This window comes from Streptomyces bluensis (assembly GCF_014650715.1).
In the GTDB taxonomy this organism is placed as follows: domain Bacteria; phylum Actinomycetota; class Actinomycetes; order Streptomycetales; family Streptomycetaceae; genus Streptomyces; species Streptomyces bluensis.
The window spans coordinates 250,712-276,549 of record NZ_BMVM01000006.1 but is presented as its reverse complement, the minus strand read 5'-3'; the positions used below and the strand labels follow the sequence as shown (position 1 = coordinate 276,549).

The following is a 25,838-nucleotide window of genomic DNA, read 5'->3' as shown; positions in this document are numbered from 1 at the left end:
CGCTCACCTGCGGTAGGGGTCCTCCGCCCGCAGTGCCCTGTCGATGATGTCGCCGACATCCCGGTCGGTGAAACTCGTCGGCAGCGGCAGCCCGAGCCGGTCGAGCAGCCGCCTGGCCTCGTCCACGGTCGGCTCGTCGCTCAGCGGGGTGGCCTCCCGCAGATCGAGCTTGACCGCCTGCTCCCGGCTCTGGTGCAACTCGGTGACGTAGTAGTCGTACAGCGGCCGGCCCCGCTCCACGTACAGGCTCACCCGGCGCGGGTCGTCCTGGGTGATGATCAGGCAGGTGTCGGACAGGTCGAAGCGCAGGGTCGGTGCCACCGAGGACAGGTGCACGTCGATCTCCAGGGTGTCCAGCCGCTGCCGGTGCCAGGCGGCGGCGAGCACGGTGGCGTACGACTCCTTGCGGGTGCGTTCGGCGGTCCACTCCGGGTACGCCCCGGCTTCGCCCTGGCGTCCGAAGGTGTGCCGGAACCGCGCGTAGGCGGCGCACACCCGGTCGTCGGCGGGGTTGAGGATGTCGATCTTCATGCTGAGGGAGCGGCGCTGCCGCTTCACCTCCTCCACGCATTCCGGCAGGGTGACGGCGCGCAGATAGGTGCCCGTGCCGCCCTTGAACACCCAGCGGGTGGTGTTCCGGCGGGCCTTCTCGTGCGCCAGGCCGACCTCGGCGCCGGCCAGTGTCCGCACCATGGCCAGGTCCTCGATGGCCCGGCTCGTCCCCTCGGTCGCGCCCCGGATGTCGGCCATCCGCCGTCGGCGCTCGGTCAGCGATCCGTACACCAGCGCCGCCAGGACCAGCAGGGTGGCGCCGGAGACGATGTTGTTGTCGAAGTTGTCGTCCAGGATGTCCAGCACCCCGATGACCAGGGCGACACCGATGGCGACGACACCGTCAGCGTTCCTGACCGCCCAGGCGATCCGGTCTTCCAGCCGACGCCCGGACGACTGCGATGAGTTGCGCGTCACGTCCCACCCTCCCCCGATGGTGACCCCATGGTAGGAGCAACGGCGCCGCGACGGCCACGGTGCGTGAATCGGCCTCGACTGGGTGTGCGGGCCGGGGGGGGAGGGTGTGATCGCTCGTGCTTGAGAGGCTCCCGTTATTCCTTGACGGCTCCCGCGTTGGCGCCCTGCACGAAGTAGCGCTGGAAGCAGAAGAACAGCGCGGCGACGGGCAGGGTGGCCAGCAGGGCCGCGGCGAGCTTCAGGGGGTACTGGGTGCCGCCGCCGAGGCCGCCGGAGACCATGCGGGCGAGACCGGTGGTCAGCGTTTCGTACTGGCTGGACTGGGTGGACACGAGGAAGTGGGTGAACTCGTTCCACGAGGACTGGAACGCCAGGATGGTCACGGTGATCAGGGCCGGGCGGGCCATGGGCAGGACGACCGACCAGTAGGTGCGGAAGACGCCGGCGCCGTCGACGCGGGCGGCCTCCTCCACTTCCCGGGGGATCGACTCGAAGAACTGTTTCATGATGAAGACCTGGGCCGCGTCCACCATCAGCGGCACGATCATGCCGGTGTAGGTGTCGAAGAGCCCGAAGGTGTTGAGGACCAGGAACTTGGGGATCAGCAGGGCCACCGGGGGCACCGCCATGAAGGCGAGGAGGAAGCCGAACAGCAGGGTACGGCCCGGGAAGCGCAGCCGGGCCAGGGCGTAGCCGGCCATGGAGGCGAACAGGACCCGCGAGGCCGTGACCACGACGGCGATGACCGTGGAGTTGCCGAGCCAGCGCAGGAACGGCACCCCGTCGCCGGCCTGACTCAGTCCGAACAGGCGCTGGTACGCGGCGGTCGTCGGGGTGACCGGGATCAGCCCGAGGGGGTGGGAGGCCGCGTCGGGGTCCGTTTTGAACCCGGTCACCAGCTGGATCACGAACGGCATGAGGTACAGCAGTCCGACCATCGCCACAGCCGTGTAGCCGATGACCCGCAGGGGCACGGGGAAGCGGCGGAGCACCGGTCGTACGCGCGTGGACCTCGGCTTCGCCCTCGTCCGGTTCTCCGATATCCGGTTCTCCGAGAGCTTCATCGGGTCCTCCGGGGGCGGGGGGTGCGCTCGCGCAACAGGAAGCGTTGCAGGACGGTCATGGTCAGGATCAGCGCGAGCAGGATGAAGGCGATGGCCATGCCCTGCCCGAAGTCGGCGTTGTCGAAGGCGGACGCGTACGACAGGAAGGCCGGTGTGAGGGTGGTGTTGCCCGGGGCTCCCTGGCCCATGACGTACACCTGGTCGAAGACCTGCCAGGTGGCGATCAGCCCGAGGGTGAGCACCAGGAACAGCACGGGGCGCAGCGCGGGAAGGATCACGTAGCGCAGCATCTGGAAGCGGCTGACCCCTTCGATGGCGGCGGATTCCTCCAGCTCGCGCGGGATGTCCTGGAGGGCCGCGAGGAAGATCAGCATGAAGGTGCCGGAGGTCGTCCACACGGCGAGCAGGATGATCGTGCACATCGCGACGGACGGTCCGGACAGCCACTCGAACCAGGACAGTCCCAGGAAGGAGTGGCCGGCGAGGGCGCCTGAGGGGTCGTCGGGGTCGACGATGCCGAGGCCGCCGAGCAGGAGCGAGAGCACACCGCGGGGGTCGTTGAACCAGTTCGGGCCCTTCACCCCGATCCAGGACAGCGCGGTGTTGACCGCGCCGCTTCCCTGGAACAGGAAGAGGAAGACCGTGGAGACGGCGATCGAGCTGGTGACCGAGGGGAAGAAGAACGCGGTGCGCAGGGCGCCACGGCCGCGCAGCAGCTTCTGGTTGACGATGAGCGCCAGCGTCAGCGCGACGCCGGTCTGCAGCGGCACGGTGAGCAGCACGTAGTAGAGGTTGTTGCGCAGCGAGGTCGCGAACAGGGTGCGGTCGAGTCCGTCCCGGGTGAGCAGGTCCCGGTAGTTGTCCAGGCCGACGAACTGTGCGTCCGTGCTGAAGGGGTTGGACTGGCCGTCCCAGTTCAGCAGGCTCACCCACAGCGCCATCAGGATCGGCAGCACCATGAACAGGCCGAGGATGGTCACCATGGGGCTGACGAACAGCCAGCCCCAGATGCCTTCGCCGCGGCGCCCCACACGCGGGGCGGGCTTGGCGCGGGGCGCCGCGGCCGGGCCGGGCTCGCCGGGCGCGTCAGGTGTGCCCGGCGAGTCGGCCGTACGGGGACCCCCGCCCGCGCGGGAACGCGCGGCCGGGCGGGGGTGTGATGTCGTACGCGGGAACACGGCGGCTCAGTTGCCCTTCGTGAGGGCCTGTTCGCCGTTGCGCTGGAGGTCGGCGAGGATCTTCTTCGGGTCGGTGTTGGGCAGCGCCGCGAGGTCGGTGTTGAACTGGGTGAGCACCTTCTCGAAACCCGCGACGGTCACCGGGCCCTGCGCGTGGGCGGAGGCGTCGACCCAGGCCTTGGCGTCGGGGTTCTTCGTCGCGTACTCGGCCAGGGCGCTGGTGCGGGAGGGCATCACGCCGAAGGCGTCCGCGTTCTTCAGCATCTGCTCGCTGGTGGTCAGGTACTTGACCAGGTCCACGGCCGCCGCCCGGTGGGCGCTCTCCTGGGCCACGCCCCAGCACTGGCTGAAGGCGAGCGTGCCCTCACCGGCCGGGCCGGCGGGCAGCGGGACCGCCGTGTACTTCACGTCCGGGTAGTCGGCCTTCATGCCGCCGATGAGCCAGTTGCCCTCGATGGTCATGGCGGCCTTGCCCTTGCCGAGGGCTTCACCGCCCCAGTTGGTGTCGACCTGGCTGGCGTACTTCATGGAGCCGGACTTCAGCAGCGACCGCACGTAGTCGAGCGCCTCGGTGTTCTGCGCGCTGTCGGCGGTCATCTTCGTCTGGTCGTCGTTGGTGATCCAGCCGCCGGCCTGCCTCATGAAGACGCCGAGCCGCGCGTACTCACCGCTGGTGACCAGCCCGGTGACATCGCCCTTGGTCAGCTTGTCGGCGACGGTCTTCAGCTGGGCCCAGGTGGTCGGGTAGTCCTTCTCGGTCAGCCCGGCCTTCTTCCACAGGTCGTCGTTGATCGCCAGGGCGAGGGTGGAGGTGTCCTTGGGCAGGCACACCAGCTTCCCGTCGTAGGTGAAGGAGGTGCGCAGCTGTGCGGAGAAGTCGTCCGCGTCCTTGATCTGGTCGCCGTAGGCGTAGAGGGAGCCGCCCTTGGCGTAGTTCGCGAACTGGTCGGAGTTGACGTAGAAGGCGTCCGGCGGCTTGTGCCCGGCGAACGACTGGGCGAGCTGCTGGTTGATGTCCTTGGCGAGCTGCACGGTCACCGTGTTGCCGGACTGCTTGGCGTACGCGGCCGCCGCCTCCTTGACGGCCTTCGTCTCGGCGTCGCCCGAGGAGGCGATCAGCACCGTCAGGTGCTGCTTGGAACCGGTGTCCTGCTCGGTCTTCTTGTCGTCGCCGAAATTCGACGAGCAGCCTGTGGCGGCCAGCATGGCCGCACAGGTGACGAGGGCCGCGGTGGCCGAACGGTGGGGCATGACTTCCTCCGAGGGTTACGGGTGGTGGCTGCGGCTCCGCCCTGGGCCACGGGGACGTGGGCCCAGGGTGTGGGGGTGGAGGAGAAGAAACGTTTCTAGGTGCGACGGGACCGGTCGGGCAGGGCCCGATCCAGTTCGCCGGGGGCCTGGGGCCCTAGCCGCCGGCGATCAGCGAGGCGGTGGCGCTGTCGCGGACGACCAGGGACGGCTCCAGCAGGATCCGCTCGGGCGGTGCGTCGGGGGCGGCCATCCGCGCCAGCAGCAGCCGTACGCACTCCCGGCCGATCGCCTCCAGCGGCTGGGCGATGGAGGACAGCGCGGGCGAGAGGAGCTCGGCGGTCGGCGAGTCGTCGAAGCCGATCACGGCGACGTCACGGCCCGGGGTCTGCCCGCGCTCGCGCAGCGTCTGGTAGCAGCCGAGCGCCAGCATGTCACTGGCCGCGACCACCGCGGTCGCGCCCCCGTCCAGGAGCGGTTTCACGGCGGCACGGGCCACGTCGCTGTCGTTCACGCTGCTCTGCCCGCGCCGCCCGCGGGTCGGCAGCCCGTGCCGTCGCATCGCCCGCCGCCATCCCTCGGCACGGTCGTCACCGGCACTGGAGGAACCCCGCTCCCAGCCCAGGAAGGCGATCTTGCGGTGCCCGAGGGCGACCAGGTGCTCGACCGCGGCGTCCGTGCCCGAGGCGCCGTCGACGTCGACCCAGTCGCCGATGGGCCGGCCCGACCACGTCCGGCCGAACCCGACGAACGGCACGCCCCGCTTGGTCAGCCACGCCTGGCGCGGGTCGCCCCGCTCGGTGCCGCTGAGCACGAAGCCGTCGACCTCGTGCTGGTCCAGCAGTTCCTCGTAGCCCTCCAGGGTCGGACCGCCGGGCGGGCAGGCGAACAGCAGGATCCGGTACCCGGCCTCTTCCGCGGCCTGGGACACGGCGTGCAGGAAGCGATCCAGGACCGGATAACTGAAGGCGGCGGGCTGGATGCCGTAGCCGATCAGCTTGCTGGAACGGGTGCGCAGCGTCTGCGCGGCGCGGCTGGGGCGGTACCCCATCTCGTCGATCACACGGCGGACCCGCTCCAGGGTCTCGGGGCGCAGCAGGTCCGGCGAGTTGATCGCGTTCGACACGGTCTGCGAGGAGACGCCGGCGCGCCGGGCGACCATCGCGAGGGTCACCGGGCCGCTTTTGGCCGAGGAACTGGTGCTGGAGCGGGGCATGCGGGTCTCCGACGTGCAGAGAAAGCGACGGGCTTGGTTTTAGCGTTCAAAAAGCATTGTCATCGCTCTGACGACTCGCTTAGTGTCTTTTGAACGATCCAACGCTGAGAGGTTCCACTTCCTTGGACTCCACTGTCAAGCCCCAGGACACCAACGACTCGGTCACGGTCACGGCTTCCGCCACCGAGGGCCTGCAGCCGTTCCTCCATGACGCGGTGGTCACGCTGCACGCGCCGAGCCTCGTCATCTCGCGTGCGGACGGGCAGATCGGCGAGGGCGCGGACGGCGTCTACCACGGCGACCGCAGGGCGCTGTCACAGCTCACCGTCGCCGTCGAGGGCATCCCCCTGGCCCCGGTCGGCGGCGGGCTGCGGGGCGCCGACCACGCGGAGTTCCGGTCCATCCTGCGCGGCCTCGGCGAGGTCACACCGGACCCGGCCGTCGCCCTGCACCGCCGCCGCAGCACGGCGGCGGGCCGGTTCGAGGAGTGCTTCGACGTCTCCAACGCCGGCGGCGAGCACGTCCGTTTCCGGCTGACGGTGACCGCCGGCACGGACCTCGCCGCCATGGACCAGGTCAAGTCGGGACGCTCCCTGGAGCTGCTGCCCCCCGAGGCCGCGGACTTCGGCGCCGTCGGCCTGTCCTGGACCGGCGGCGACTTCACCGCCCACCTGGTCGCCGAACCCGCGCCGGACGCGCTGGACCTGCCGGCGGGACGATTCTCGTACGACGTCGAACTGGCCCCCGGCGCCTCGTGGTCGGTGACGCTGTCCTGCACGGCGGGGTACGCGGACGGCGACCAGTTCCCCGCCCCGCCCGCGGACCAGCTGCCCTGGCGCACCCCCGTGCTGCGCAGCGCGGACCGCGGCCTGGACCGCTGGCTGGAGCAGTCCCTCGCCGACCTGGAGCGGCTGCGCCTGACGGACCCCCAGTCGAGTGAGGGCCGCCCGGACCAGTTCCTGGCGGCGGGCGCCCCCTGGTTCCTGACCCTCTTCGGCCGCGACGCGCTCTGGGCCGCCCGCATGATGCTGCCCCTCGGCACGGACCTCGCGGCCGGCACCCTGCGCACGCTCGCCCGTCGCCAGGGCGCCGTCACCGACCCGGCGACGGAGGAACAGCCCGGCAAGATCCTGCACGAGGTCCGCCGCGACACCCTCCAGTTCGCGGACCGGCTCTCCCTGCCCTCGGTGTACTACGGCACGGTCGACGCCACCCCCCTGTGGATCACCCTCCTCCACGACGCCTGGCGCTGGGGACTCGACCCGGCCGAGGTCGAACAGCTCCTGCCGCACGCGGAGTCCGCCCTCGCATGGCTGCGCGACCAGGCGGACGTCGGCGGCGACGGCTTCCTCAAGTACATCGACCAGACCGGGCACGGCCTGTCCAACCAGGGCTGGAAGGACTCGGAGGACTCCATCCGCTACCGCGACGGCCGCCGTGCCCACGCGCCGATCGCTCTGTGCGAGGTCCAGGCGTACGCCTACGAGGCCGCCCGGGGCGGAGCCGCACTGCTGCGCGCGTTCGGCCGGCAGGGGGCCGACGAGTGGGAGGAGTGGGCGGAGCGGCTCGCCACGCGTTTCCGCCGGCGCTTCTGGGTGGAGGACCAGCGGGGTCCGTTCCCGGCGGTGGCGCTGGACGGCGACGGCAAGCCGGTCGACTCGGTCACCTCCGGCTTCGGCCACCTCCTCGGCACGGGTCTGCTCAACGCGGAGGAGAGCGCGCTGCTCGCGGCCCGGATCGCCGGGCCCGGCCTCGACGCGGGCCACGGTCTGCGGACGTACAGCAGCGAAGCCGTGGGCTACAACCCGTACGGCTACCACGTGGGTTCGATCTGGCCGCACGACACGGCGATCGCTGTCGACGGCCTCGTCAAGGCCGGGTTCCCGGACACCGCGGCCTCACTGGCGGCCGGCCTGCTGACCGCGTCCGCGGCCTTCGACGCCCGCCTCCCGGAACTCTTCGCCGGTCACGGCGCCGAGGAGAACCCGTACCCCGTCGCCTACCCGGCGTCCTGCCGCCCCCAGGCCTGGGCGGCCACCTCCGCGGTCCAGGTCCTCCGCTCGGCCCTCGGCCTGGAGGCGGACGTCCCCGGCGGCACGATCACACTGTCCCCCACCTTCGCCGGCGCCTACGGCCCGCTGACGGTGACGGGGCTCCAGGTCGGCGGAGGCCGACTGGACGTCACGCTCGCGGCGGACGGATCAGTGGAGGTGGTGGCCCCGGAGGGGCTGACCGTGGTCACCTCCTGACGCGGCGGAGCGGCCCGGCGCGACGCTGGACGAACTCGCCGCGGAACTCTTCGAGGTCTGGCACCGACGCGCCGTCCGCTGAGACGCGGGAGGTCAGAGGACGGAGGACACAGGGTGGACTTGGAAGCCTACGAGGCCATGGCGCGGCATGGGCCGTGCTTCGTGTGTGCCTTTCTGTCGGGTCACCCCGACTACCCACACCACACGGTCTTCGAGGACGAGGATCACGTCGCCTTCCGCGACCGGTGGCCCACCCTGCCCGGAAAGGTTCTGGTCGCGCCGAGGAGACACATCGAGCACGTCGTCCGCGAGCTCGACCAGGACGCCTACGTCCGGCTCATGTTGGTCGTCCGGGAGGTCGCTCTCGCGGTGGAGGACTGTGTCGGAGCCGAGCGGACCTACCTGTACTCGCTGGGAAGCCGGCAGGGCAACGCGCATCTGCACTGGCACATCGCCGGCCTGCCGCCGGGCGTGCCGTACGAGCGGCAGCAGTTCCACGCGCTGATGGCCGAGAACGGCGTGCTGGCGACGCGGCCCGGGGAAGCGTCCGGCATGGCCGCACGTATCCGTGAGCGCATCGCGGCCCGGGGCGGGCTCACGGCACGGTGAGTCCATCGCGTGGCCGTCCTTCGTGGCGTGCGACGCGCGCGGCCCCGGGTGGGATCGGATCCCGCCCGGGGCCGCGCACCTGCCCGGATGTCAGTCCAGGGAGGTCATCACGTGCTTGATCCGCGTGTAGTCGTCGAACCCGTACGCCGACAGGTCCTTGCCGTACCCGGACTGCTTGAAGCCGCCGTGGGGCATCTCCGCGACCAGCGCGATGTGCGTGTTGATCCACACGCAGCCGAAGTCGAGCGCCTTGGACAGCCGCATCGCGCGCGCGTGGTCCTTGGTCCAGACGGAGGAGGCGAGGGCGTACTCGACGCCGTTCGCCCACTGGATCGCCTGGGCCTCGTCCGAGAAGGACTGGACGGTGATGACCGGTCCGAAGACCTCCTTCTGGATGATCTCGTCGTCCTGCTTCAGGCCGGAGACGACGGTCGGCGCGTAGAAGTAGCCCTTCTCGCCGACCTGGTGGCCGCCGGTCTCGACCTTGGCGTGGGCGGGCAGCCGCTCGATGAAGCCGGAGACCTGCTTGAGCTGGTTCGGGTTGTTGAGCGGCCCGTACAGCACGTCCTCGTCGTCCGGCCGGCCGGTCTTGGTCTCGGCGGCGGCCTTGGCGAGCGCGGCCACGAACTCGTCGTGGATGGACTCGTGCACGAGGACGCGGGTGGCGGCCGTACAGTCCTGGCCCGCGTTGAAGAAGCCCGCGACGGAGATGTCCTCGACGGCCTTGGGGATGTCGGTGTCCTCGAAGACGACGACCGGGGCCTTGCCGCCCAGCTCCAGGTGGACGCGCTTGAGGTCCTTGGACGCGGACTCGGCGACCTGCATACCGGCGCGTACGGAGCCGGTGATGGACGCCATGGCCGGGATGTCGTGCTCCACCATCAACCGGCCGGTCTCACGGTCGCCGGTGACCACGTTGAAGACGCCCTTGGGCAGGATCGAGCCCAGGATCTCGGCGATCAGGACGGTGGAGGCAGGGGTGGTGTCCGACGGCTTCAGCACGACGGTGTTGCCCGCCGCGATCGCCGGGGCGAACTTCCACACGGCCATCATCATCGGGTAGTTCCAGGGCGCGACCTGCGCGCAGACACCGACGGGCTCGCGCCGGACCATCGAGGTCATGCCCTCCATGTACTCACCGGCGCTCCGCCCCTCCAGCATGCGGGCCGCGCCCGCGAAGAAGCGGATCTGGTCGACCATCGGCGGGATCTCCTCGGTGCGGGTCAGCCCGATCGGCTTGCCCGTGTTCTCCACCTCGGCCGCGATGAGCTCCTCGGCCCGCTCCTCGAAGGCGTCCGCGATCCTCAGCAGGGCCTTCTGACGCTCGGCGGGTGTCGTGTCGCGCCAGCCCGGGAAGGCCGCGGCGGCGGCCTGCATCGCGGCGTCGACGTCCGCGGGCCCGGACAGCGGCGCCGTCGCGTAGGCCTCGCCGGTCGCGGGATTGACGACCTCGGTGGTCCGCCCGTCGGCGGCATCGCGGAATTCACCGTTGATGTAGTTGCGCAGACGACGCAGCTCGGTGCTCACTGCCGACCCTCCAAGTTCTCGTGTCCCGAGGCCGGATGTGCCCGGGTGTCTGAGTGTCCAATCTCTGAGACACCCACACTAGCCCGCTCAGCCACGTTTTCAACAGCACCGATCCCAGCAGAGCTACGGAATCCGCAAACGACAGGCCCCTGGACAACGAATTTCATCGATTGAGCCTTGCGAAACTGTTGACTCCTCATGCACAGTGAGCCCGTGGCCAGTCGAAGCGCAGACCCCAGGGACCCCCGGGACACCCGCGAGTCCAGGAACGGCACCCCGCACCTGGATGCCGTCTCCCTCGCCATCATCGAGCAGCTCCAGGAGGACGGCCGCCGGCCGTACGCCGCGATCGGCAAGGCGGTGGGCCTGTCCGAGGCGGCCGTGCGCCAGCGCGTCCAGAAGCTGCTCGACCAGGGCGTGATGCAGATCGTCGCCGTCACGGACCCGCTCACCGTGGGCTTCCGCCGCCAGGCGATGGTCGGCGTCACCGTCGAGGGCGACGTGGAGTCCGTGGCCGACGCGCTGAGCGCCATGGGCGAGTGCGAGTACGTGGTGATGACCGCCGGCTCCTTCGATCTCATGGTGGAGATCGTCTGCGAGGACGACGACCACCTCCTGGAGGTCATCAACAAACGCATCCGGGCCGTCCCCGGAGTGCGCTCCACCGAAAGCTTCGTCTACCTGAAGCTCAAGAAGCAGACCTACATGTGGGGGACCCGATGACCGTGAGGACCCGATAACCGTGAGCACCGACAGTTCCAAGGACCTCAGCGACCCCAAGGACCTCAGCAGTTCCAAGGACCTCAGCCGGACCGCGTACGACCACCTGTGGATGCACTTCACCCGCATGTCCTCGTACGAGAAGTCCCCCGTCCCCACCATCGTGCGGGGCGAGGGCACCCACATCTACGACGACAGGGGCAGGCGTTACCTCGACGGCCTCGCCGGCCTGTTCGTGGTCCAGGCGGGGCACGGCCGCACGGAGCTCGCCGAGACCGCGTCCAAGCAGGCGCAGGAGCTGGCCTACTTCCCGGTGTGGTCCTACGCCCACCCGAAGGCGGTGGAGCTGGCCGAACGGCTGGCCCACCACGCGCCCGGCGACCTGAACAAGGTCTTCTTCACCACCGGCGGCGGCGAGGCGGTCGAGACCGCGTGGAAGCTCGCCAAGCAGTACTTCAAGCTCACGGGCAAGCCGACCAAGTACAAGGTCATCTCCCGCGCCGTCGCCTACCACGGCACCCCGCAGGGCGCCCTGTCCATCACCGGCCTCCCCGCCCTGAAGGCCCCCTTCGAACCGCTCGTCCCGGGCACGCACAAGGTCCCGAACACCAACATCTACCGCGCGCCGATCCACGGCGACGACCCCGAGGCCTTCGGCCGCTGGGCCGCCGACCAGATCGAGCAGCAGATCCTCTTCGAGGGCCCGGAGACGGTCGCGGCGGTCTTCCTGGAGCCCGTGCAGAACGCGGGCGGCTGCTTCCCGCCGCCGCCCGGCTACTTCCAGCGGGTGCGCGAGATCTGCGACCGGTACGACGTGCTGCTGGTCTCGGACGAGGTCATCTGCGCCTTCGGCCGGCTCGGCACGATGTTCGCCTGCGACAAGTTCGGCTACGTCCCGGACATGATCACCTGCGCCAAGGGCATGACCTCGGGCTACTCCCCGATAGGCGCGTGCATCGTCTCCGACCGCCTGGCCGAGCCCTTCTACCAGGGCGACAACACCTTCCTGCACGGCTACACCTTCGGCGGTCACCCCGTGTCGGCGGCGGTCGGCCTCGCCAACCTGGACCTGTTCGAGCGCGAGAGCCTGAACCAGCACGTACTCGACAACGAGGCGGCCTTCCGGTCCACGCTGGAGAAGCTGCACGACCTGCCGATCGTCGGCGACGTCCGCGGCAACGGCTTCTTCTACGGCATCGAACTCGTCAAGGACAAGGCCACCAAGGAGACGTTCGACGACGAGGAGACCGAGCGGATCCTGTACGGCTTCCTGTCCAGGGCGCTCTTCGACAACGGCCTGTACTGCCGCGCCGACGACCGCGGCGACCCGGTCGTCCAGCTCGCGCCGCCGCTGATCTCGGACCAGGGGACGTTCGACGAGATCGAGCAGATCCTGCGGGCCACGCTGACGGAGGCGTGGACCAAGCTGTGATCGTCCGTGATCGTCACGACTCCGATCGGGTGAGACTCTGATCAGGTGAGAGTGTGATGAAAAACGGCCCCGGAGCCGCCCGTTCGAGTGAGAAACGGCGGCCCGGGGCCGCGTACTGTCCGGCCCCGCCCCACCCGCTGCCTAGCGTGCCCAGTGACCGATCGGCCCTGCCTTCGTTCCCCCGTACGGGGGACTCCCCACGGCAATCCTGATCTGAACCGAGGTGTACGCCCATGGTGGCCCCGCCGGACAACGACGTGCTCTGGGCACACGGCCTGACCCACACCCACGATGGCTCGCCCGCGCTTCACGGCGTGTCGATCGGCGTCCGCGAGGGCGAGATCCTCGCGGTCAGCGGTCCGCGCGGCAGCGGCAAGACCACGCTCCTGCGCTGCCTTTCGGGACAGGTCCTGCCGCAGCAGGGCGAGGTGTGGTTCAACAGCACTCCCGTGCACACCCTGCGGCCGCACACCCGTGAGCGGCTGCGCCGGGAACGCTTCGGCTGGATCGACCCCGAGCCCGCCCTCGTCCCCGAACTGACCGCCTGGGAGAACGCCGCCCTGCCGCTGATGCTGCGCGGCACCGGCCGCCGGGCCGCCAAGACCGCCGCGCTGGAGTGGCTGGAGCGCCTGGACATCGGCGACTGCGCCCGCAAGCGCCCGCACGCCCTGCTGTACTCCGAGCGCCAGCGCGTGGTTGTCGCCCGCGCGCTGGTCGGCTCCCCCACCGTGCTGTTCGCGGACGAGCCGACCGCGCCGTTGCACCGCGCCGAGTGCGCCCACGTCCTGCGGACCCTCGCGGCGGCGGCCCGTTCGCACCGGATCACGGTCGTCCTCGCCACCACGTGCCCGGACACCGCGGCGCTGGCCGACCGAACGGTGTCGCTGCTCGACGGACGGCGCGTGCGCTCCGTCAGCCTCCCCCATGCCTCCGATACGGAAGGCCGGGCCGCGTGCTCGCTCTCCGTCTAGCCCGCGGCGCCCAGCCGGCCGTCCACCTGCGCCGCCTGCTGGTCACGGCGGCGTCGGCGGGCACGGGTTTCCTGCTGCTGTGCGCGCTGGGGCACGCGCTGGCGCACCCGGACGCGCCCACCGGTTCCGTGCTGCGGCTCGTGTGGTGCGGGGTGCCGCTGGCGGCCACGGTGTACTTCGCGGTGGCGGTCGCCCGTACGGACCCGGGGACGCGCCCCCGCCCGGGTCTCGCGGCGATCGGCCTCGGCCCGGGCCGCCTGATGGCCGTCTCGGCGCTGACGACGGCCCTGTCCACCACGCTCGGCTCGCTGCTCGCCCTGCTGTACTTCCTCCTTCTGCGCGGCGACCTGACGGGGGTCCCCCTCGACGGCACCGCCCCGGACACCGTGGCCGCGGACCACCCCCTGCCCCTCCCGGCCGCACTGACACTGCTGTTGCTGGTCCCGGTGATCGCCTCGCTGGCGACCGCGCTGCTGCTGCGTCCCCGGGGTGGCGCACCGGGGCGCGCGGGGCAGCCGGGCGGACTCCGGCGGAAGAAGACGGGGCGACCCGAGGAACATCCGGTCGGCCCCCAGCACGAAGCGCCTGAACACCCCGGACACCCGGCCGCCGCCCAGCACCAGGAGACGCCACAGCCGGGTACCCCCGCCGACGGCCTCACCCGTGCCCAGACCCGCGCCGGGCGCGGCAACACCGGCTCGCACGCCCTGTCCGAGGCGCTGGCGCTGGGTGCGTCGTCCGGCTCGTACGCCCCGGCGCCCGGGACCGCCCAGCAGTCCGACCCGTACCGCTCCACCGCTCCCCGGCCCGCCCCCGGCGGCCTCCCGTGGGGGGTGGCCGTGCTCGCCGCCGGTCTCGCCTTCGAGATGTACGCGAGCCGCTCCGGCCCCGCCCCCGGCCTCACTCTCCCCGGTGGCTCCGCGGGCAGCCCGGCCGGGGTGCTCGCCGGATGGATGCTCACGGCAGTCGGACTGATCCTCGCCGGGCCGGGGCTGACCCATCTGTGCGCGCTGCTGTTGCAGGCCGTACGGCCGGGGGCGCTACGGCTGCTCGCCGGGCGCATCCTCCAGGAGGAGGCCCGCCGGATCGGACGCCCCCTCGGTGTGGTGTGCGCGGTGGCCTCGGGCGCGTACGCCATGGCCACCCTGCACACCGGGGCGCGGCTCGACGTGGGCCCGCTCACGGTGCTGGGCGCGCTCCTGGTCACGGGCTGCACGCTCCTCACGCTGGCGACGGCCGCGATCGAGGCGCGGACCACGCGCGCGGAGACCGTGGCGGCCCTCCTGCGGCTCGGCGCGCCCGCGGCCGTACTGCGCTCCGCGGCCGTGCTGCGCGCGGGTCTCCTGCTCGCCGTGTTCGCCCCGCTGACCTGGACGGTCGCGGCGCTCGCGGCCGCGCCTCTGGCTCGCTGACGGCACTCGGACACCGCCCCGGGAATTCCCGCGAAGAAATCCGCGCCCGGCGATGAGTTCCGCGCGGCCCTCCGGTCTACCCCACGAACGGATCGACACCGACGGGAGAGACCACCCATGTACCAGCAGATGATCTTCGTGAACCTGCCCGTGAACGACCTGGACACCTCGAAGAAGTTCTTCACGGAGCTCGGCTACACGATCAACCCGCAGTTCAGCGACGACAAGGCCGCCTGTGTGGTGATCAGCGACACGATCTTCGCCATGCTGCTGACGAAGCCGTTCTACCAGAGCTTCACGAAGAAGCAGATCGCGGACTCGGCCAAGACCAGCGAGGTGCTGCTGTGTCTGAGCGCTCAGAGCCGCGAGAAGGTGGACGAGCTCGTCGACAGGGCGATCGCGGCGGGCGGCTCGGCGACCGGAGACACCCAGGACCAGGGCTTCATGTACAGCCGCTCCTTCGACGACCCGGACGGCCACACCTGGGAGGTCGTGTGGATGGATCCGGCGGCGGTCCAGGGCTGAGCACGCCGTGCCCGCGGAGGCCGTGGAGCCTGTCCTCCGAGAAGACGGCAAGGGGTGTGACGACAGGACCTAGGGCCTGTGTCGAAAGTGGCGGCGTCCGCCCGGAGGGCGGGCCGGGCGGCGTCTGGTGCGTGCTCTCGGCGTGCCGGGCGGAAGCCCTCGTACTGGATGTACTTGGGCTTTCGCCCGGTGCGGCGAGAGTGCGTGCCAGACGTCGCCCGGCAGGCGCCACTTTCGACACAGGCCCTAGCCCCGGCAGGGGCACTAGCATGAGCCGGTGCAGACGAGCCCCGCCCATGCGGCCCACCACAACGACCGTGAGATAGAGACGCGGGAGGAGTTCGACGCGACCGTCTCGGCCCGCGGCACGCTCGTCGGATACCGCGTCCAGGGCGTCGATCTGACGGACCGTACAAGGGAGTTGCTCGCCACGGACACCTCCGGCGCCGTCTTCCTCGGCTGCCTCATGCGGGAGAACGCCGAGGCGAAGATACGCGCCGACGGTGCCCTGGTCTTCCCGCCCGTCCCGGACCTGCCCTTCGACCCCTACCGCGCTCATGTCTACACACCCGACGAGCTGTTCGCCTCACTCGGCAAGGGCTACGAGGAGACACCGGACGCCTTGGCGTACGCCTGGTTCCAGCGCACCAAGGCCGACGGCGACATCTACGCGTCGATGCTGCGCGCCGTCCACGACGACTCCGTCTCCGACGCCCTCGACGAACTCCTGAGCGGAGCACGGGTGGTGGGCGTGATGGGCGGCCACGCGATGGCGCGCGGCACGCAGGCGTACGAGGGCGCCGCCCGGCTCGGCCGCGCCCTGGCCCGCGCCGGTTTCACGGTGGCGACGGGCGGCGGCCCGGGGGCGATGGAGGCGGCGAACCTCGGTGCGTACGCGGCCCCGTACGACGACGCCATGCTGGAGGAGGCCTGCCGGCTCGTCGGGAAGGCGCCCTCGTTCACGCCGTCGATCACCGAATGGGCGCGGTGCGCGTTCGAGGTGCGCGCCCGCTGGCCGAAGGGCAACGCCTCGGTCGGCATCCCCACCTGGTTCTACGGCCACGAGCCGCCGAACGCCTTCGCCTCCCACGTCGCCAAGTACTTCGCCAACGCCACGCGCGAGGACGGTCTGCTGGCGCGCTCGAACGCGGGCGTCGTCTTCCTGCCCGGCGCCGCCGGCACGGTGCAGGAGATCTTCGACAACGCGACCCCGAACTACTACGAGTCGCGCGGCGAACCCACCCCCATGGTCCTCGTGGACCGCGCCCACTGGACGGAGCGCCTCCCCGCCTGGCCCCTGTTGAGGTCGCTGGCCCGGGAACGGTCGATGGAGTCGCGGATCGCGCTGGTGGACCGCGTCGAGGAGGCGCCGGAGGCCCTCGCACGTCTCGGCGGTTGAAACGGCACGGCGGTTAATGAGCGGGCAAAGCCCAACTGCGGTGAGGCGCCGCCGGATTGACAGTACTTACGCCGCGCTTATAAACCTGTTGCCACATGGGCTTACAGCTGTCACATGTGTAGCCCGAACCCCCCGCATTTCCCTTGAAGGGCAACCGTGTCCATATCTCCGCGCACCGCACGATCGGTGCGGTTCCTGGGTGTTGTCTCCGCGTCCGTCGCACTCGTGCTCGGCGTCGCGGGCAACGCAATGGCCTGCAGCATCCGTGACTTCTCGGCCAAGGCCGAGTGCGACGCCCAGGGCAAGGGCGTCATCAGCGTCACCGACGTGGACCCCACGGGCGTCACCGCCGAGGTCTCCGTCTACCTGGAGAACAACGGCGCGGACGAGCGGCTGGTCGGAACGCAGACCATCGAGGACTCGACGGCCAAGGGCGTCACCGTCACGTTCTCGGAGGACTGGGAGCCGAACGCCGAGTACCGCGTCCACGTCAAGGCCAAGGGCTACGTCGACGAGGACATCAAGCCGAACCTGACCACGCCGTCCGAGGCATGCGAGACGGACGAGGACAACCCGCCGGCGCCGGAGAACCCGAAGCCGTCGGACAAGCCGTCCACCCCCGCGGACACCGACACCGCCACACCGGTGCCGGCGGAGTCGGAGTCGGAGAGCACCGCTCCGGAACCCGCCGGGGACGGCAACACCCCGTCGCCCGAGGGCGACTCGAACCTCGCCGAGACCGGTGCCGACTCCAACACCCCGGTGATCGCCGGGGTCGCCGCCGCCTTCCTGGCGGTCGGAGGTGGCGCCATCTACTACAGCACGCGCCGTCGCGAGGCCACGTCCCGCTGAAGCGTTCCGGCCCGTCCCCTCGACCAGGGGGCGGGCCGCCGCTGTGCGTCACTCACCCGAACGTCGCCCGCTCCAGCCAGAAGTCCAGCAGTTCCCGGTCTCCCAGCACCTCCAATCGCCCGTCGTCGGGCGGAAGCCGGCGGTAGAAGGCGAGCAGCACCTCCGTGAGCGGTCCCCGCAGCGCCACCGTCGCCTTCTCGTGACCCCGGCGCCAGGCGAGACCCTCCTCGGTGAGCTCGATGAACCACTCGGCGTTCACGCCGTCCGGGGCGTCGGTCGCGTGGAGGTGGATGCTGCGGTGCGGTCCGCGCAGCGCGCTCGCGGCGCTGTCCGGCATCGCCCGCTGCACGAACTCGACGATCTGCAGCCACTCGTCGATGGCGTCGGCGGCGATCTCGGGCGCCACCTCGTACGGCAGCCCGGCGGCGAGTGTCGCGTCCGCGCGGTGGATCGTGATCTCGTGGGCCATCCGCCGGGCCCAGAACGCCGTGCTCCGGTCCCAGGACCAGGTCCACACCGGGGTGTCGGGCCCGGCCGCGCGTATGGCCTCGACGACCGACGCGCCGGTCTCGGCGAGCCAGGCGTCCAGTGCGGCCGGGTCGCCCTGTTCCTCGGGGCCCTTGAAGTGCGGCACCTCATCGTCTGGCACCTGGTCCCGCGCCCGTGAGCGGACGATGTGGTCCACCCAGCGCAGCGCCCCTCCGACATGCCGCACCAACTGCTCCAGGGACCAGTCGGGGCAGGTCGGCACGGTCGCCGTGAGGTCCGCGCCGGAGGTCACCACCGATCTCAGCTGCCGTACCTGCTGGTCGATCTCGTCGCAATAGCGGTCATGTTCGAGTGGGGTCATGATCCTGACCCTAGGCCCTGGCCGAAGGCTCCATGAGCACGACGACTTCCGCTGCGTCGAACGCCACACCCACCTCGTCCCCGGGCCCCGGCGCCTCCCGCAGGGCACACGCCGCCTCCAGTCCCGGCGCGTCCCGGGGTTGCAGGTGGACGGTGACGTGGGTGCCCCGGAACGTCCGCGCCGCCACGGTGCAGCGCAGCCCCTCCGCGGGCTTCACGAGCCGTACGCCCGCGGGCCTGACGAGCAGCGCGGCCGGCCCCTGCGGTGTTCCCTCCGGCACGGGCACCTTGCCCCAGGGGGTGTCCGCGGCCTGGCCGCTCACGGTCGCCGCGACCACGTTGTCGAAGCCGAGGAAACGCGCCACGAACTCGTCCGCCGGCCGCTGCCACACCTCAAGCGGGGTGCCGGACTGGGCGATCCTTCCGTCCCGCATCACCACCACCCGGTCGGCGAGCGCGAACGCCTCACCCTGGTCGTGCGTCACGGCGAGTACGGTGGTGCCCAACTCATGGAAGAGCCCCCGGAGTTCTACCACGAGCCGCTCGCGCAGCGATCGGTCCAGCTGACCGAGGGGTTCGTCCAGCATCAGCAGCCTGGGCCTCGGGGCGAGCGCGCGGGCCAGGGCCACGCGCTGCTGCTCACCGCCGGAGAGGGATGTCACGGCCCGGCGTTCGGCCCCCGGCAGCCCGACCAGCTCCAGCAACTCCCGGACGCGCGCGGCCCGTTCGCCCTTCGCCTCGCCGTGCATCCGCGGCCCGAAAGCCACGTTCCCGCCCACATCGCGCTGCGGGAACAGCTGATGGTCCTGGAACATCAGGCCCACCCCGCGCCGGTGCGCGGGCACCCCGGTCTGGTCCCGCCCGTCGAGCAGCACCCGCCCGCCGGACAGGGGTTGCAGCCCCGCCACCGCCCGTAGCAGTGTCGACTTGCCGCTGCCGCTGGGCCCGAGGACGCACACGATCTCGTGTTCGGCGACATCGAGGCCGACGGCGTCGAGCACGGCCCGCCCGCCGAAGCGGACGGTCGCGTCCTGAAGGCTCAACAGGCTCAGCGGCATCTAGAACTCCCCGGTCCGGTGGGTGCGCAGCCGCTCCAGCACCAGCAGCGCCACCGCGCACACCACCATCAGAATCGTTGAAAGGGCCATCGCCTGGCCGTAGTTGAGGTCACCGGGCCGGCCGAGCAGCCGCGCCACGGCGACCGGCAGCGTCGGGCTGTCGGGCCGCGCGATGAACACCGTCGCCCCGAACTCCCCGAGCGACACGGCGAACGCGAACCCGGCCGCGACCAGCAGCGCCCGCCGCACCATCGGCAGATCGACCTCCCGCCACACCCTCCACGGCGACGCACCGAGCACGGCAGCCGCCTCCCGCAGCCGTACGTCCACGGCCCGCAGCACGGGCAGCATGGTCCGTACGACGAAGGGGACACCCACCAGGGCCTGGGCGAGCGGCACGAGGATCCAGGAGGAGCGCAGGTCGAGGGGCGGCTCGTCGAGGGCGATCAGGAAACCGAAGCCGACGGTCACCGCGGAGACGCCCAGCGGCAGCATCAGCAGCGCGTCGAAGCCGCGGACCAGCCGGCCCGCGTCACGGCGGGTGAGGGCCGCGGCGGCGAGAGAGCCGATCACCACGGCGATGGCGGTCGCGGCGAGGGCGTACCGCAGCGAGTTGCCGATCGCCTCGATCGGCGGGACGAGGAACGTGCCGCCGTCCTCGCCCGCCAGCGCCCGGTAGTAGCCGAAGCCGGGTGCGTCCAGGGAGCGTCGCACCAGCACGGCGAGTGGCAGCACGAGCAGTACGGCGACGGTGACGAGGACGCCGGCCAGCAGCGCCCACTGTCCGGCGCCGCGCGGCCGCCGGGCCGTGCTGTCCGCGTCGACCAGGCGCAGGGCGGTCTCCCGCCGCCGTACGGTCCAGGCGTGCACGGCCAGGATGGCGCCCACGGCCGCGAACTGGACGATCGTGAGCACGGCGGCGGTGGCGAGGTCGAAGATCTCCGAGGTCTGCCGGTAGATCTCCACCTCCAGCGTCGAGAAGGCCGGCCCGCCGAGGATCTGCACCACGCCGAAGGAGGTGAAGGTGAAGAGGAAGACCATCAGCGCGGCGGCGGCCACGGCGGGCGCGAGGGCGGGCAGGGTGACCCCGCGCCAGGCCCTCAGCGGCGATGCGCCGAGCATCCGCGCGGCCTCCTCCTGGCGCGGGTCCAGCTGGGCCCACAGCCCGCCGACGGTCCGTACGACCACCGCGTAGTTGAAGAAGACGTGGGCCAGCAGGATGGCCCACACGGTCGTGTCGAGCCGTACGCCCCACAACTCGTCGAGGAGCCCGCCGCGCCCGACGAGGGCCAGGAACGCCGTACCGACGACGACGGTCGGCAGCACGAACGGGACCGTCACGACCGCCCGCAGCACGTGCTTGCCGGGGAAGTCGAAGCGAGCGAAGACATACGCGCCGGGGAGTGCGATCAGCAGCGTGAGCGCCGTCGAAGCAAGCGCCTGCCAGGTGGTGAACCACAGCACGTGCCGGATGTCGGACTGCGCGACCACGTCCACGATCCGTCCGAACCGCCACGCCCCGTCCACCTTCAGCCCGCGCGCCACGATCGCGGCGACGGGCCAGGCGAAGAACACCGCGAAGAACGCGACGGGCAGGGCCATGAGTCCGAGCCGCACCGCGCTCCCCGCCCGTCTCCGGTCGACGGCTACTTCAGTACGAGTGACGTCCACGACTTGACCCACTGGTCACGGTTGGCGGCGATCCGCGAGGGCGCCATGGTCTCGGGGTCCTTGGCGGCGGGACCGTACTCGGTGAACTCCTCGGGCAGCGACGCCCCCTCGATCACCGGGTGGACGAACATGCTGAGCGGCATGTCCTCCTGGAACTCCTTGCTGACCAGGAAGTCCAGCAACGCCTTGCCGCCCTCGCTGTTCCTGGCGTTGCTGAGCAGTCCCGCGTACTCGATCTGCCGGAAGCAGGTGCCGTACGCCACCCCGGTCGGCGCGGTCTTCGGCCTCGGGTCGGCGAAGACGACCTCGGCGGGCGGCGAGGAGGCGTACGAGACGACGAGCGGCCGGTCGCCCTTCGCCTTCCTGCCGCCCGCGGATCCGGAGAACTCCTCGTTGTAGGCCTGCTCCCAGCCGTCGACGACCTTCACGCCGTTCGCCTTGAGCTTCTTCCAGTAGTCCTGCCAGCGTTCGTCGCCGTACCTGGCGGCGGTGCCGAGCAGGAAGCCGAGGCCGGGTGAGGAGGTGGAGGCGTTCTCGGTGACGAGGAGGTTCTTGTACTCGGGCTTGATCAGGTCGTCGAAGGAGGCCGGTGGCGTCAGCTTGTGCTCACTGAAGTACGCCTTGTCGTAGTTGACGCATATGTCTCCCGAGTCGACGGGTGTGACCCGGTGCTTGCCCTGGTCGGCCCGGTACTGTGGCCGGATCAAGTCAGAACCCCTCGCCTCGTAGGACTGGAACAGCCCGTTGTCCAGCGCCCGCGAGAGCAGCGTGTTGTCGACGCCGAAGAAGACATCGCCCTGCGGGTTGTCCTTGGTCAGGATGGCCTTGTTGACGGCCTGACCGGCGTCACCGTCTTTCAGGACCCTGACCTCGTACCCGGATTCCTTCTCGAACGCCTTCAGCACGTCCTTGGACGCGGCGAAGGAGTCGTGGCTGACGAGGGTCACGGTCTTCGAACCGGAACCCGAGCCGCCGCTGCCCGAGTCGGACGACCCACACGCGGACAGCGTGGCCAGACCGAGCCCGACGGCGGCTGCCACGACCTTCTTGCCAGTGCTCACTTGAATTCCTCCTGGGGATGACCAGGAGAAGACGCGGCCCTGCCCGGGATCACCGGACAGCTCCGAGAATCCCGGGCAGGACGCAACAGCTTGAGTGACGACCGATCTCCCTACCCAGAATGACCTGGGCGAGGTTCAGAGGGTCTGCGGCCCGTGCCGCACTCTCAGCGCTGTGGCGCTCCCCTGCCGGAATATTGAGATGTACGCGCTCAGATTACCGCTCGGTGGCCGCCAGCTGACCGCAGGCCCCGTCGATCTCCTGTCCACGGGTGTCCCGAATGGTCACCGGCACACCGTGCGCGGCGATCGCCTCGACGAACGCCTTCTCGTCCTCGGGCCGCGAGGCCGTCCACTTCGAACCGGGCGTCGGGTTCAACGGAATCAGATTGACGTGCACGGGCTTGCCCTTGAGCAGCCGCCCGAGGCGGTCACCGCGCCACGCCTGGTCGTTGATGTCCCGGATCAGCGCGTACTCGATGGACAGCCGCCGCCCGGACTTCGCCGCGTACTCCCACCCGGCATCCAGCACCTCCCGCACCTTCCACCGCGTGTTGACCGGTACGAGGGTGTCGCGCAGCTCGTCGTCGGGGGCGTGCAGCGAGATGGCGAGCCGGCACTTGAAGCCCTCGTCGGCGAACCGGTGAATGGCCGGCACGAGCCCGACGGTGGACACCGTGATCCCCCGCTGGGACAACCCGAGCCCGTCCGGCTCGGGATCGGTGAGCGCGCGAATGGCACCGACAACACGCTTGTAGTTGGCGAGCGGCTCGCCCATGCCCATGAACACGATGTTGGAGAGCCGCGCCGGCCCGCCCGGGATCTCTCCATCCCTGAGGGCCCGCATCCCGTCCACGATCTGGTGCACGATCTCGGCGGTGGACAGATTCCGGTCGAGCCCTGCCTGCCCGGTGGCACAGAACGGGCAGTTCATGCCACACCCGGCCTGCGAGCTGATGCACATGGTGACGCGGTCCGGGTAGCGCATCAGCACGGACTCGACGAGCGTGCCGTCGAAGAGCCGCCACAGGGTCTTGCGGGTGGTGTCCTCGTCCGTGGACAGGTGCCGCACGACCGTCATCAGCTCGGGAAGCAGCGCCTCCCGCAGCTTGGCGCGCGAACCGGCGGGGATGTCGGTCCACTGCTCCGGGTCGTGCGCGTACCGCGCGAAGTAGTGCTGAGACAGCTGCTTCGCACGAAACGGCTTCTCCCCGACCGCGGCCACCGCCTCCTTGCGCTCGGCGGGCGTGAGATCAGCGAGATGCCGCGGCGGCTTCTTGGCTCCGCGCGGCGCGACGAAAGTGAGTTCTCCGGGCTTAGGCATGGCCGTACCAGTGTCGCAGATCGATTTCCGGGCCCCGAACCCGGAAACAGCCACGGCGCCTGGACCGTCGGCACGGTCGGCGACGCGTTCTGAAGCGGAGTCATACGTCCGTTGCCGTGAAAGGTCCTCGCCTCGGCGGTGTCCGCCCGTTACCGCCACTCCCAGTAGTGGGTGGAGATGACCGCATCGCCGCTGCCGGAGGCCTCTTGGGTCGTGAAGCTGGTTCCGGGAAGGCCGGAGACCTGGGCGTCGACCGTATGGAGGCGGTATTCGCTCGGCAGGCCGGGATACGAGGGTGAGACGACGTTCTCGACGGTCACCGACAGGGAGTGCGGATCGATGGTGACGTCCGTTGCCCGGACTCCGAGTTCCTCGGCCAGGCACCGCAGCGCCGCCGCGATCACCGTCTCCCCCGGCTTCATCTTCTCGGTGGGCGGTGTGCTCCTCTTCCGCGGGGCTCCGCCCACCATCAGCTGCCCGACCTCCGTGAGCTGCTTCCCGTCCCGCCGGATGCGCACGCTGACGACCGACACCCGGCGCAGCGGTGGATCGTCCGACAGGGTCGCCTCGCCCGAGGTGATCTCGTCCCACAGGTTCCGCACGGACTTCACGGCGCCGACGCCCCATGACTCGGAGGGGATGCCGTTGCTCCGGAGCCACTCCTGGAGTTCGTCCGGGCTGCGCAGCTCCCGCATACGCCCCACCCCTCCCGTCGCGCGATCTCCCTGAGGTGATCCTACGGACGGAAGGGGTGGGTGAGGAGTGAGCGGCGATACGGCGGTCAGCCGGACCCCACGAAGAGGACGAACAGCAGCCACGCCACCGGCGCGGTGGGCAGCAACGAGTCCAGCCGGTCCATGATCCCGCCGTGGCCCGGCAGCAGCGTGCCCATGTCCTTGATGCCCAGGTCACGCTTGATCATCGACTCGCCGAGATCGCCCAGCGTGGCGCTGGCGGCGACCGCGAGGCCGAGGAGCAGGCCCTGCCACCAGGTGCCGTCGTCGATGAGGAACTGCATGCACAGGGCGCCGGCCACCATGGCGAACGCGACCGCGCCGAGCAGGCCTTCGCGGGTCTTGCCGGGACTGATGCGGGGGGCCAGCTTGTGCCTGCCGAAGCGCCATCCGACCGCGTACGCGCCCGTGTCGCTGACGACCGTGAGGAGCAGGAACGTCAGGACCCGCCACGGACCGTCGTCCGCGGCGAGCATCAGCGCGACGAAGGTGGCCAGGAACGGGACGTAGAAGGCCGCGAAGACCCCCGCCGTGACGTCCTTGAGATAGTTCTCCGGCGGCTCCGTCATCCGCCAGACCAGCACCGCGAGCGCGGTCAGCGCCATGGCCGCCCACGCGCCCTCGGCGCCCCGTACGTACCCGGCGACGACCATCGCCGCGCCACCGACCGCGAGCGGTACGAGCGGCGCCTTGATGGACTTGCGCTCCTGCAGACGCGATGTGAGCTCCCACAGGCCCACCACCACGGCGACCGCGACCACGCCCACGAAGACGGCCTTGACGATGAACAACGAGGCGACGATCACTGCCCCGAGCCCGACGCCGACCCCTATCGCGGCGCTCAGGTCACGGCCCGCGCTCTTCTTCCGCGGGCTGGGCTGAGGGGCGTCGGGCATGGGCTCCGGCTTCTGCGGCGCCACCCCGTGAGGCTGCGCCGGCGGCATCTCGTTGCGGAACGAAGGGCCGCTCATCCGAGCGACCCCCCGGTCGTCATCCTGGTTTCCGCCATGCGCGGGGACGTCGGGCACGACGGGCATGGGCTGAGTTCGCGAGGGACGCGGACCCACGTGCGCATCGTACGCGGGACCCGCCGGGGCAACCCCCTGGACAGGCCCGTGGTCGGACGGCCCCCAGTACCCGGTGTGTGGCGGCGCCCCCCAGGAAGACTCGTTCATCAGACTTCGAGCAGCTCCGCTTCCTTGTGCTTGAGGAGCTCGTCCACCTGGGCGACGTACTTCGCGGTGGTGTCGTCGAGCTCCTTCTCCGCGCGGCGGCCCTCGTCCTCGCCGACCTCGCCATCCTTGATCAGCTTGTCGATGGCGTCCTTGGCCTTGCGGCGGACGGAGCGGATGGACACCTTGGCGTCCTCGCCCTTGGTCTTGGCGACCTTGATGTAGTCGCGGCGACGCTCCTCGGTGAGCTCGGGGAACACCACCCGGATGATGTTTCCGTCGTTGCTCGGGTTGACGCCCAGGTCGGAGTCGCGGATCGCCTGCTCGATGTTGCGCAGGGCGCTCTTGTCGAACGGGGTCACCACGGCCATGCGCGGCTCCGGCACCGAGAACGAAGCCAGCTGGTTGATCGGCGTCAGCGCTCCGTAGTAGTCCGCCACGATCTTGTTGAACATCGCCGGGTGCGCACGACCGGTGCGGATCGCGGCGAAGTCCTCCTTGGCGACCACGACGGCCTTCTCCATCTTCTCCTCGGCTTCGAGGAGGGTCTCTTCGATCACCACTTGCTCCTGCGTGTCTTGAGTAGGCCCGGCTGCTGTTC

At 70.6% G+C, this 25,838-nt stretch carries 23 protein-coding genes; 9 read left to right on the top strand and 14 right to left on the bottom strand.

The genetic code is table 11. The annotated features are described in order from the left end of the window. Positions 1 to 3: 3 nt before the first annotated feature. The 5 genes from IE262_RS18160 to IE262_RS18140 all read right to left on the bottom strand — a co-directional run bounded on the left by IE262_RS18160 (position 4) and on the right by IE262_RS18140 (position 5,675). Positions 4 to 969 (bottom strand): hypothetical protein, encoded by a 966-nt coding sequence (locus IE262_RS18160; RefSeq protein ID WP_229877315.1) that lies wholly within the window; start codon positions 967 to 969, stop codon positions 4 to 6. A 134-nt stretch (positions 970 to 1,103) separates the two neighbouring features. Further along, entirely contained in the window at positions 1,104 to 2,033 is a 930-nt protein-coding gene (locus tag IE262_RS18155; RefSeq protein ID WP_189874843.1) for a carbohydrate ABC transporter permease, read from the bottom strand. Beyond that, the gene (locus tag IE262_RS18150) at positions 2,030 to 3,016 is read right to left on the bottom strand and encodes a carbohydrate ABC transporter permease (protein ID WP_134036894.1); all 987 of its coding nucleotides are present in this window, start codon (positions 3,014 to 3,016) and stop codon (positions 2,030 to 2,032) included. The genes IE262_RS18155 and IE262_RS18150 overlap by 4 nt, the downstream gene beginning before the upstream one ends. Positions 3,017 to 3,217: 201 nt before the next feature. Beyond that, positions 3,218 to 4,462 carry a sugar ABC transporter substrate-binding protein gene (locus tag IE262_RS18145; protein ID WP_189874841.1) on the bottom strand — a complete coding sequence of 415 codons (1,245 nt, stop codon included), beginning with the start codon at positions 4,460 to 4,462 and terminating at the stop codon, positions 3,218 to 3,220. Positions 4,463 to 4,616: 154 nt separating this feature from the next. Beyond that, on the bottom strand, positions 4,617 to 5,675 hold the full coding sequence (locus IE262_RS18140; RefSeq protein ID WP_134036561.1) for a LacI family DNA-binding transcriptional regulator: 1,059 nt from the start codon (positions 5,673 to 5,675) through the stop codon (positions 4,617 to 4,619). A 122-nt stretch (positions 5,676 to 5,797) separates the two neighbouring features. Between IE262_RS18140 and IE262_RS18135 the strand changes: the two genes are divergently transcribed. Next, a complete protein-coding gene (locus IE262_RS18135; RefSeq protein ID WP_189874839.1) occupies positions 5,798 to 7,924 on the top strand; it encodes an amylo-alpha-1,6-glucosidase in 2,127 nt (708 codons plus the stop codon). A gap of 114 nt (positions 7,925 to 8,038) precedes the next feature. Further along, positions 8,039 to 8,533: an HIT family protein gene (locus IE262_RS18130; protein WP_189874837.1), complete on the top strand. Its 495-nt coding sequence runs from the start codon at positions 8,039 to 8,041 to the stop codon at positions 8,531 to 8,533. A gap of 90 nt (positions 8,534 to 8,623) precedes the next feature. On the opposite strand, the gene IE262_RS18125 is transcribed toward IE262_RS18130, so the two are convergent. Further along, positions 8,624 to 10,060, bottom strand: a complete 1,437-nt coding sequence (locus tag IE262_RS18125; RefSeq protein ID WP_134036555.1) for a gamma-aminobutyraldehyde dehydrogenase — start codon at positions 10,058 to 10,060, stop codon at positions 8,624 to 8,626. 198 nt (positions 10,061 to 10,258) lie between these two features. On the opposite strand from IE262_RS18125, the gene IE262_RS18120 reads away from it, so the two are divergent. From IE262_RS18120 to IE262_RS18090, 7 genes are all read left to right on the top strand, one after another. Beyond that, complete coding sequence (locus tag IE262_RS18120) at positions 10,259 to 10,783, top strand: Lrp/AsnC family transcriptional regulator (protein ID WP_189874835.1); 525 nt, start codon at positions 10,259 to 10,261, stop codon at positions 10,781 to 10,783. 19 nt (positions 10,784 to 10,802) lie between these two features. Continuing rightward, a complete protein-coding gene (locus tag IE262_RS18115; protein ID WP_189874833.1) occupies positions 10,803 to 12,212 on the top strand; it encodes an aspartate aminotransferase family protein in 1,410 nt (469 codons plus the stop codon). 233 nt (positions 12,213 to 12,445) lie between these two features. Continuing rightward, a complete protein-coding gene (locus tag IE262_RS18110; RefSeq protein WP_134036545.1) occupies positions 12,446 to 13,183 on the top strand; it encodes an ABC transporter ATP-binding protein in 738 nt (245 codons plus the stop codon). Further along, positions 13,165 to 14,595, top strand: a complete 1,431-nt coding sequence (locus IE262_RS18105) for a hypothetical protein (RefSeq protein ID WP_189874831.1) — start codon at positions 13,165 to 13,167, stop codon at positions 14,593 to 14,595. The genes IE262_RS18110 and IE262_RS18105 overlap by 19 nt, the downstream gene beginning before the upstream one ends. 117 nt (positions 14,596 to 14,712) lie before the next feature. After that, on the top strand, positions 14,713 to 15,120 hold the full coding sequence (locus tag IE262_RS18100; protein ID WP_134036540.1) for a VOC family protein: 408 nt from the start codon (positions 14,713 to 14,715) through the stop codon (positions 15,118 to 15,120). Between the two features lie 277 nt (positions 15,121 to 15,397). After that, on the top strand, positions 15,398 to 16,519 hold the full coding sequence (locus IE262_RS18095; RefSeq protein WP_189874829.1) for an LOG family protein: 1,122 nt from the start codon (positions 15,398 to 15,400) through the stop codon (positions 16,517 to 16,519). Positions 16,520 to 16,675: 156 nt separating this feature from the next. Further along, positions 16,676 to 17,371, top strand: a complete 696-nt coding sequence (locus IE262_RS18090; RefSeq protein WP_189874827.1) for an LAETG motif-containing sortase-dependent surface protein — start codon at positions 16,676 to 16,678, stop codon at positions 17,369 to 17,371. Between the two features lie 52 nt (positions 17,372 to 17,423). Here IE262_RS18090 and IE262_RS18085 read toward each other — a convergent pair whose 3' ends face one another. The 8 genes from IE262_RS18085 to frr form a co-directional block, all read right to left on the bottom strand. Continuing rightward, entirely contained in the window at positions 17,424 to 18,221 is a 798-nt protein-coding gene (locus tag IE262_RS18085; protein ID WP_134036531.1) for a maleylpyruvate isomerase family mycothiol-dependent enzyme, read from the bottom strand. Between the two features lie 10 nt (positions 18,222 to 18,231). Further along, positions 18,232 to 19,278 (bottom strand): ABC transporter ATP-binding protein, encoded by a 1,047-nt coding sequence (locus IE262_RS18080; RefSeq protein WP_134036528.1) that lies wholly within the window; start codon positions 19,276 to 19,278, stop codon positions 18,232 to 18,234. Next, entirely contained in the window at positions 19,279 to 20,880 is a 1,602-nt protein-coding gene (locus IE262_RS18075) for an ABC transporter permease (RefSeq protein ID WP_189875020.1), read from the bottom strand. It abuts the gene before it with no gap. A 44-nt stretch (positions 20,881 to 20,924) separates the two neighbouring features. After that, complete coding sequence (locus IE262_RS18070; RefSeq protein ID WP_134036522.1) at positions 20,925 to 22,010, bottom strand: thiamine ABC transporter substrate-binding protein; 1,086 nt, start codon at positions 22,008 to 22,010, stop codon at positions 20,925 to 20,927. Positions 22,011 to 22,224: 214 nt separating this feature from the next. Then, a complete protein-coding gene (gene rlmN, locus IE262_RS18065) occupies positions 22,225 to 23,331 on the bottom strand; it encodes a dual-specificity RNA methyltransferase RlmN (RefSeq protein WP_134036519.1) in 1,107 nt (368 codons plus the stop codon). Between the two features lie 149 nt (positions 23,332 to 23,480). After that, positions 23,481 to 24,026, bottom strand: coding sequence for an NUDIX hydrolase (locus tag IE262_RS18060; protein ID WP_189874825.1), 546 nt, complete (start codon positions 24,024 to 24,026; stop codon positions 23,481 to 23,483). Between the two features lie 86 nt (positions 24,027 to 24,112). Further along, entirely contained in the window at positions 24,113 to 25,240 is a 1,128-nt protein-coding gene (locus IE262_RS18055; RefSeq protein WP_189874823.1) for a phosphatidate cytidylyltransferase, read from the bottom strand. Continuing rightward, positions 25,240 to 25,797 (bottom strand): ribosome recycling factor, encoded by a 558-nt coding sequence (gene frr, locus IE262_RS18050; protein ID WP_131559753.1) that lies wholly within the window; start codon positions 25,795 to 25,797, stop codon positions 25,240 to 25,242. The genes IE262_RS18055 and frr overlap by 1 nt, the downstream gene beginning before the upstream one ends. Between the last annotated feature and the right edge of the window lie 41 nt (positions 25,798 to 25,838).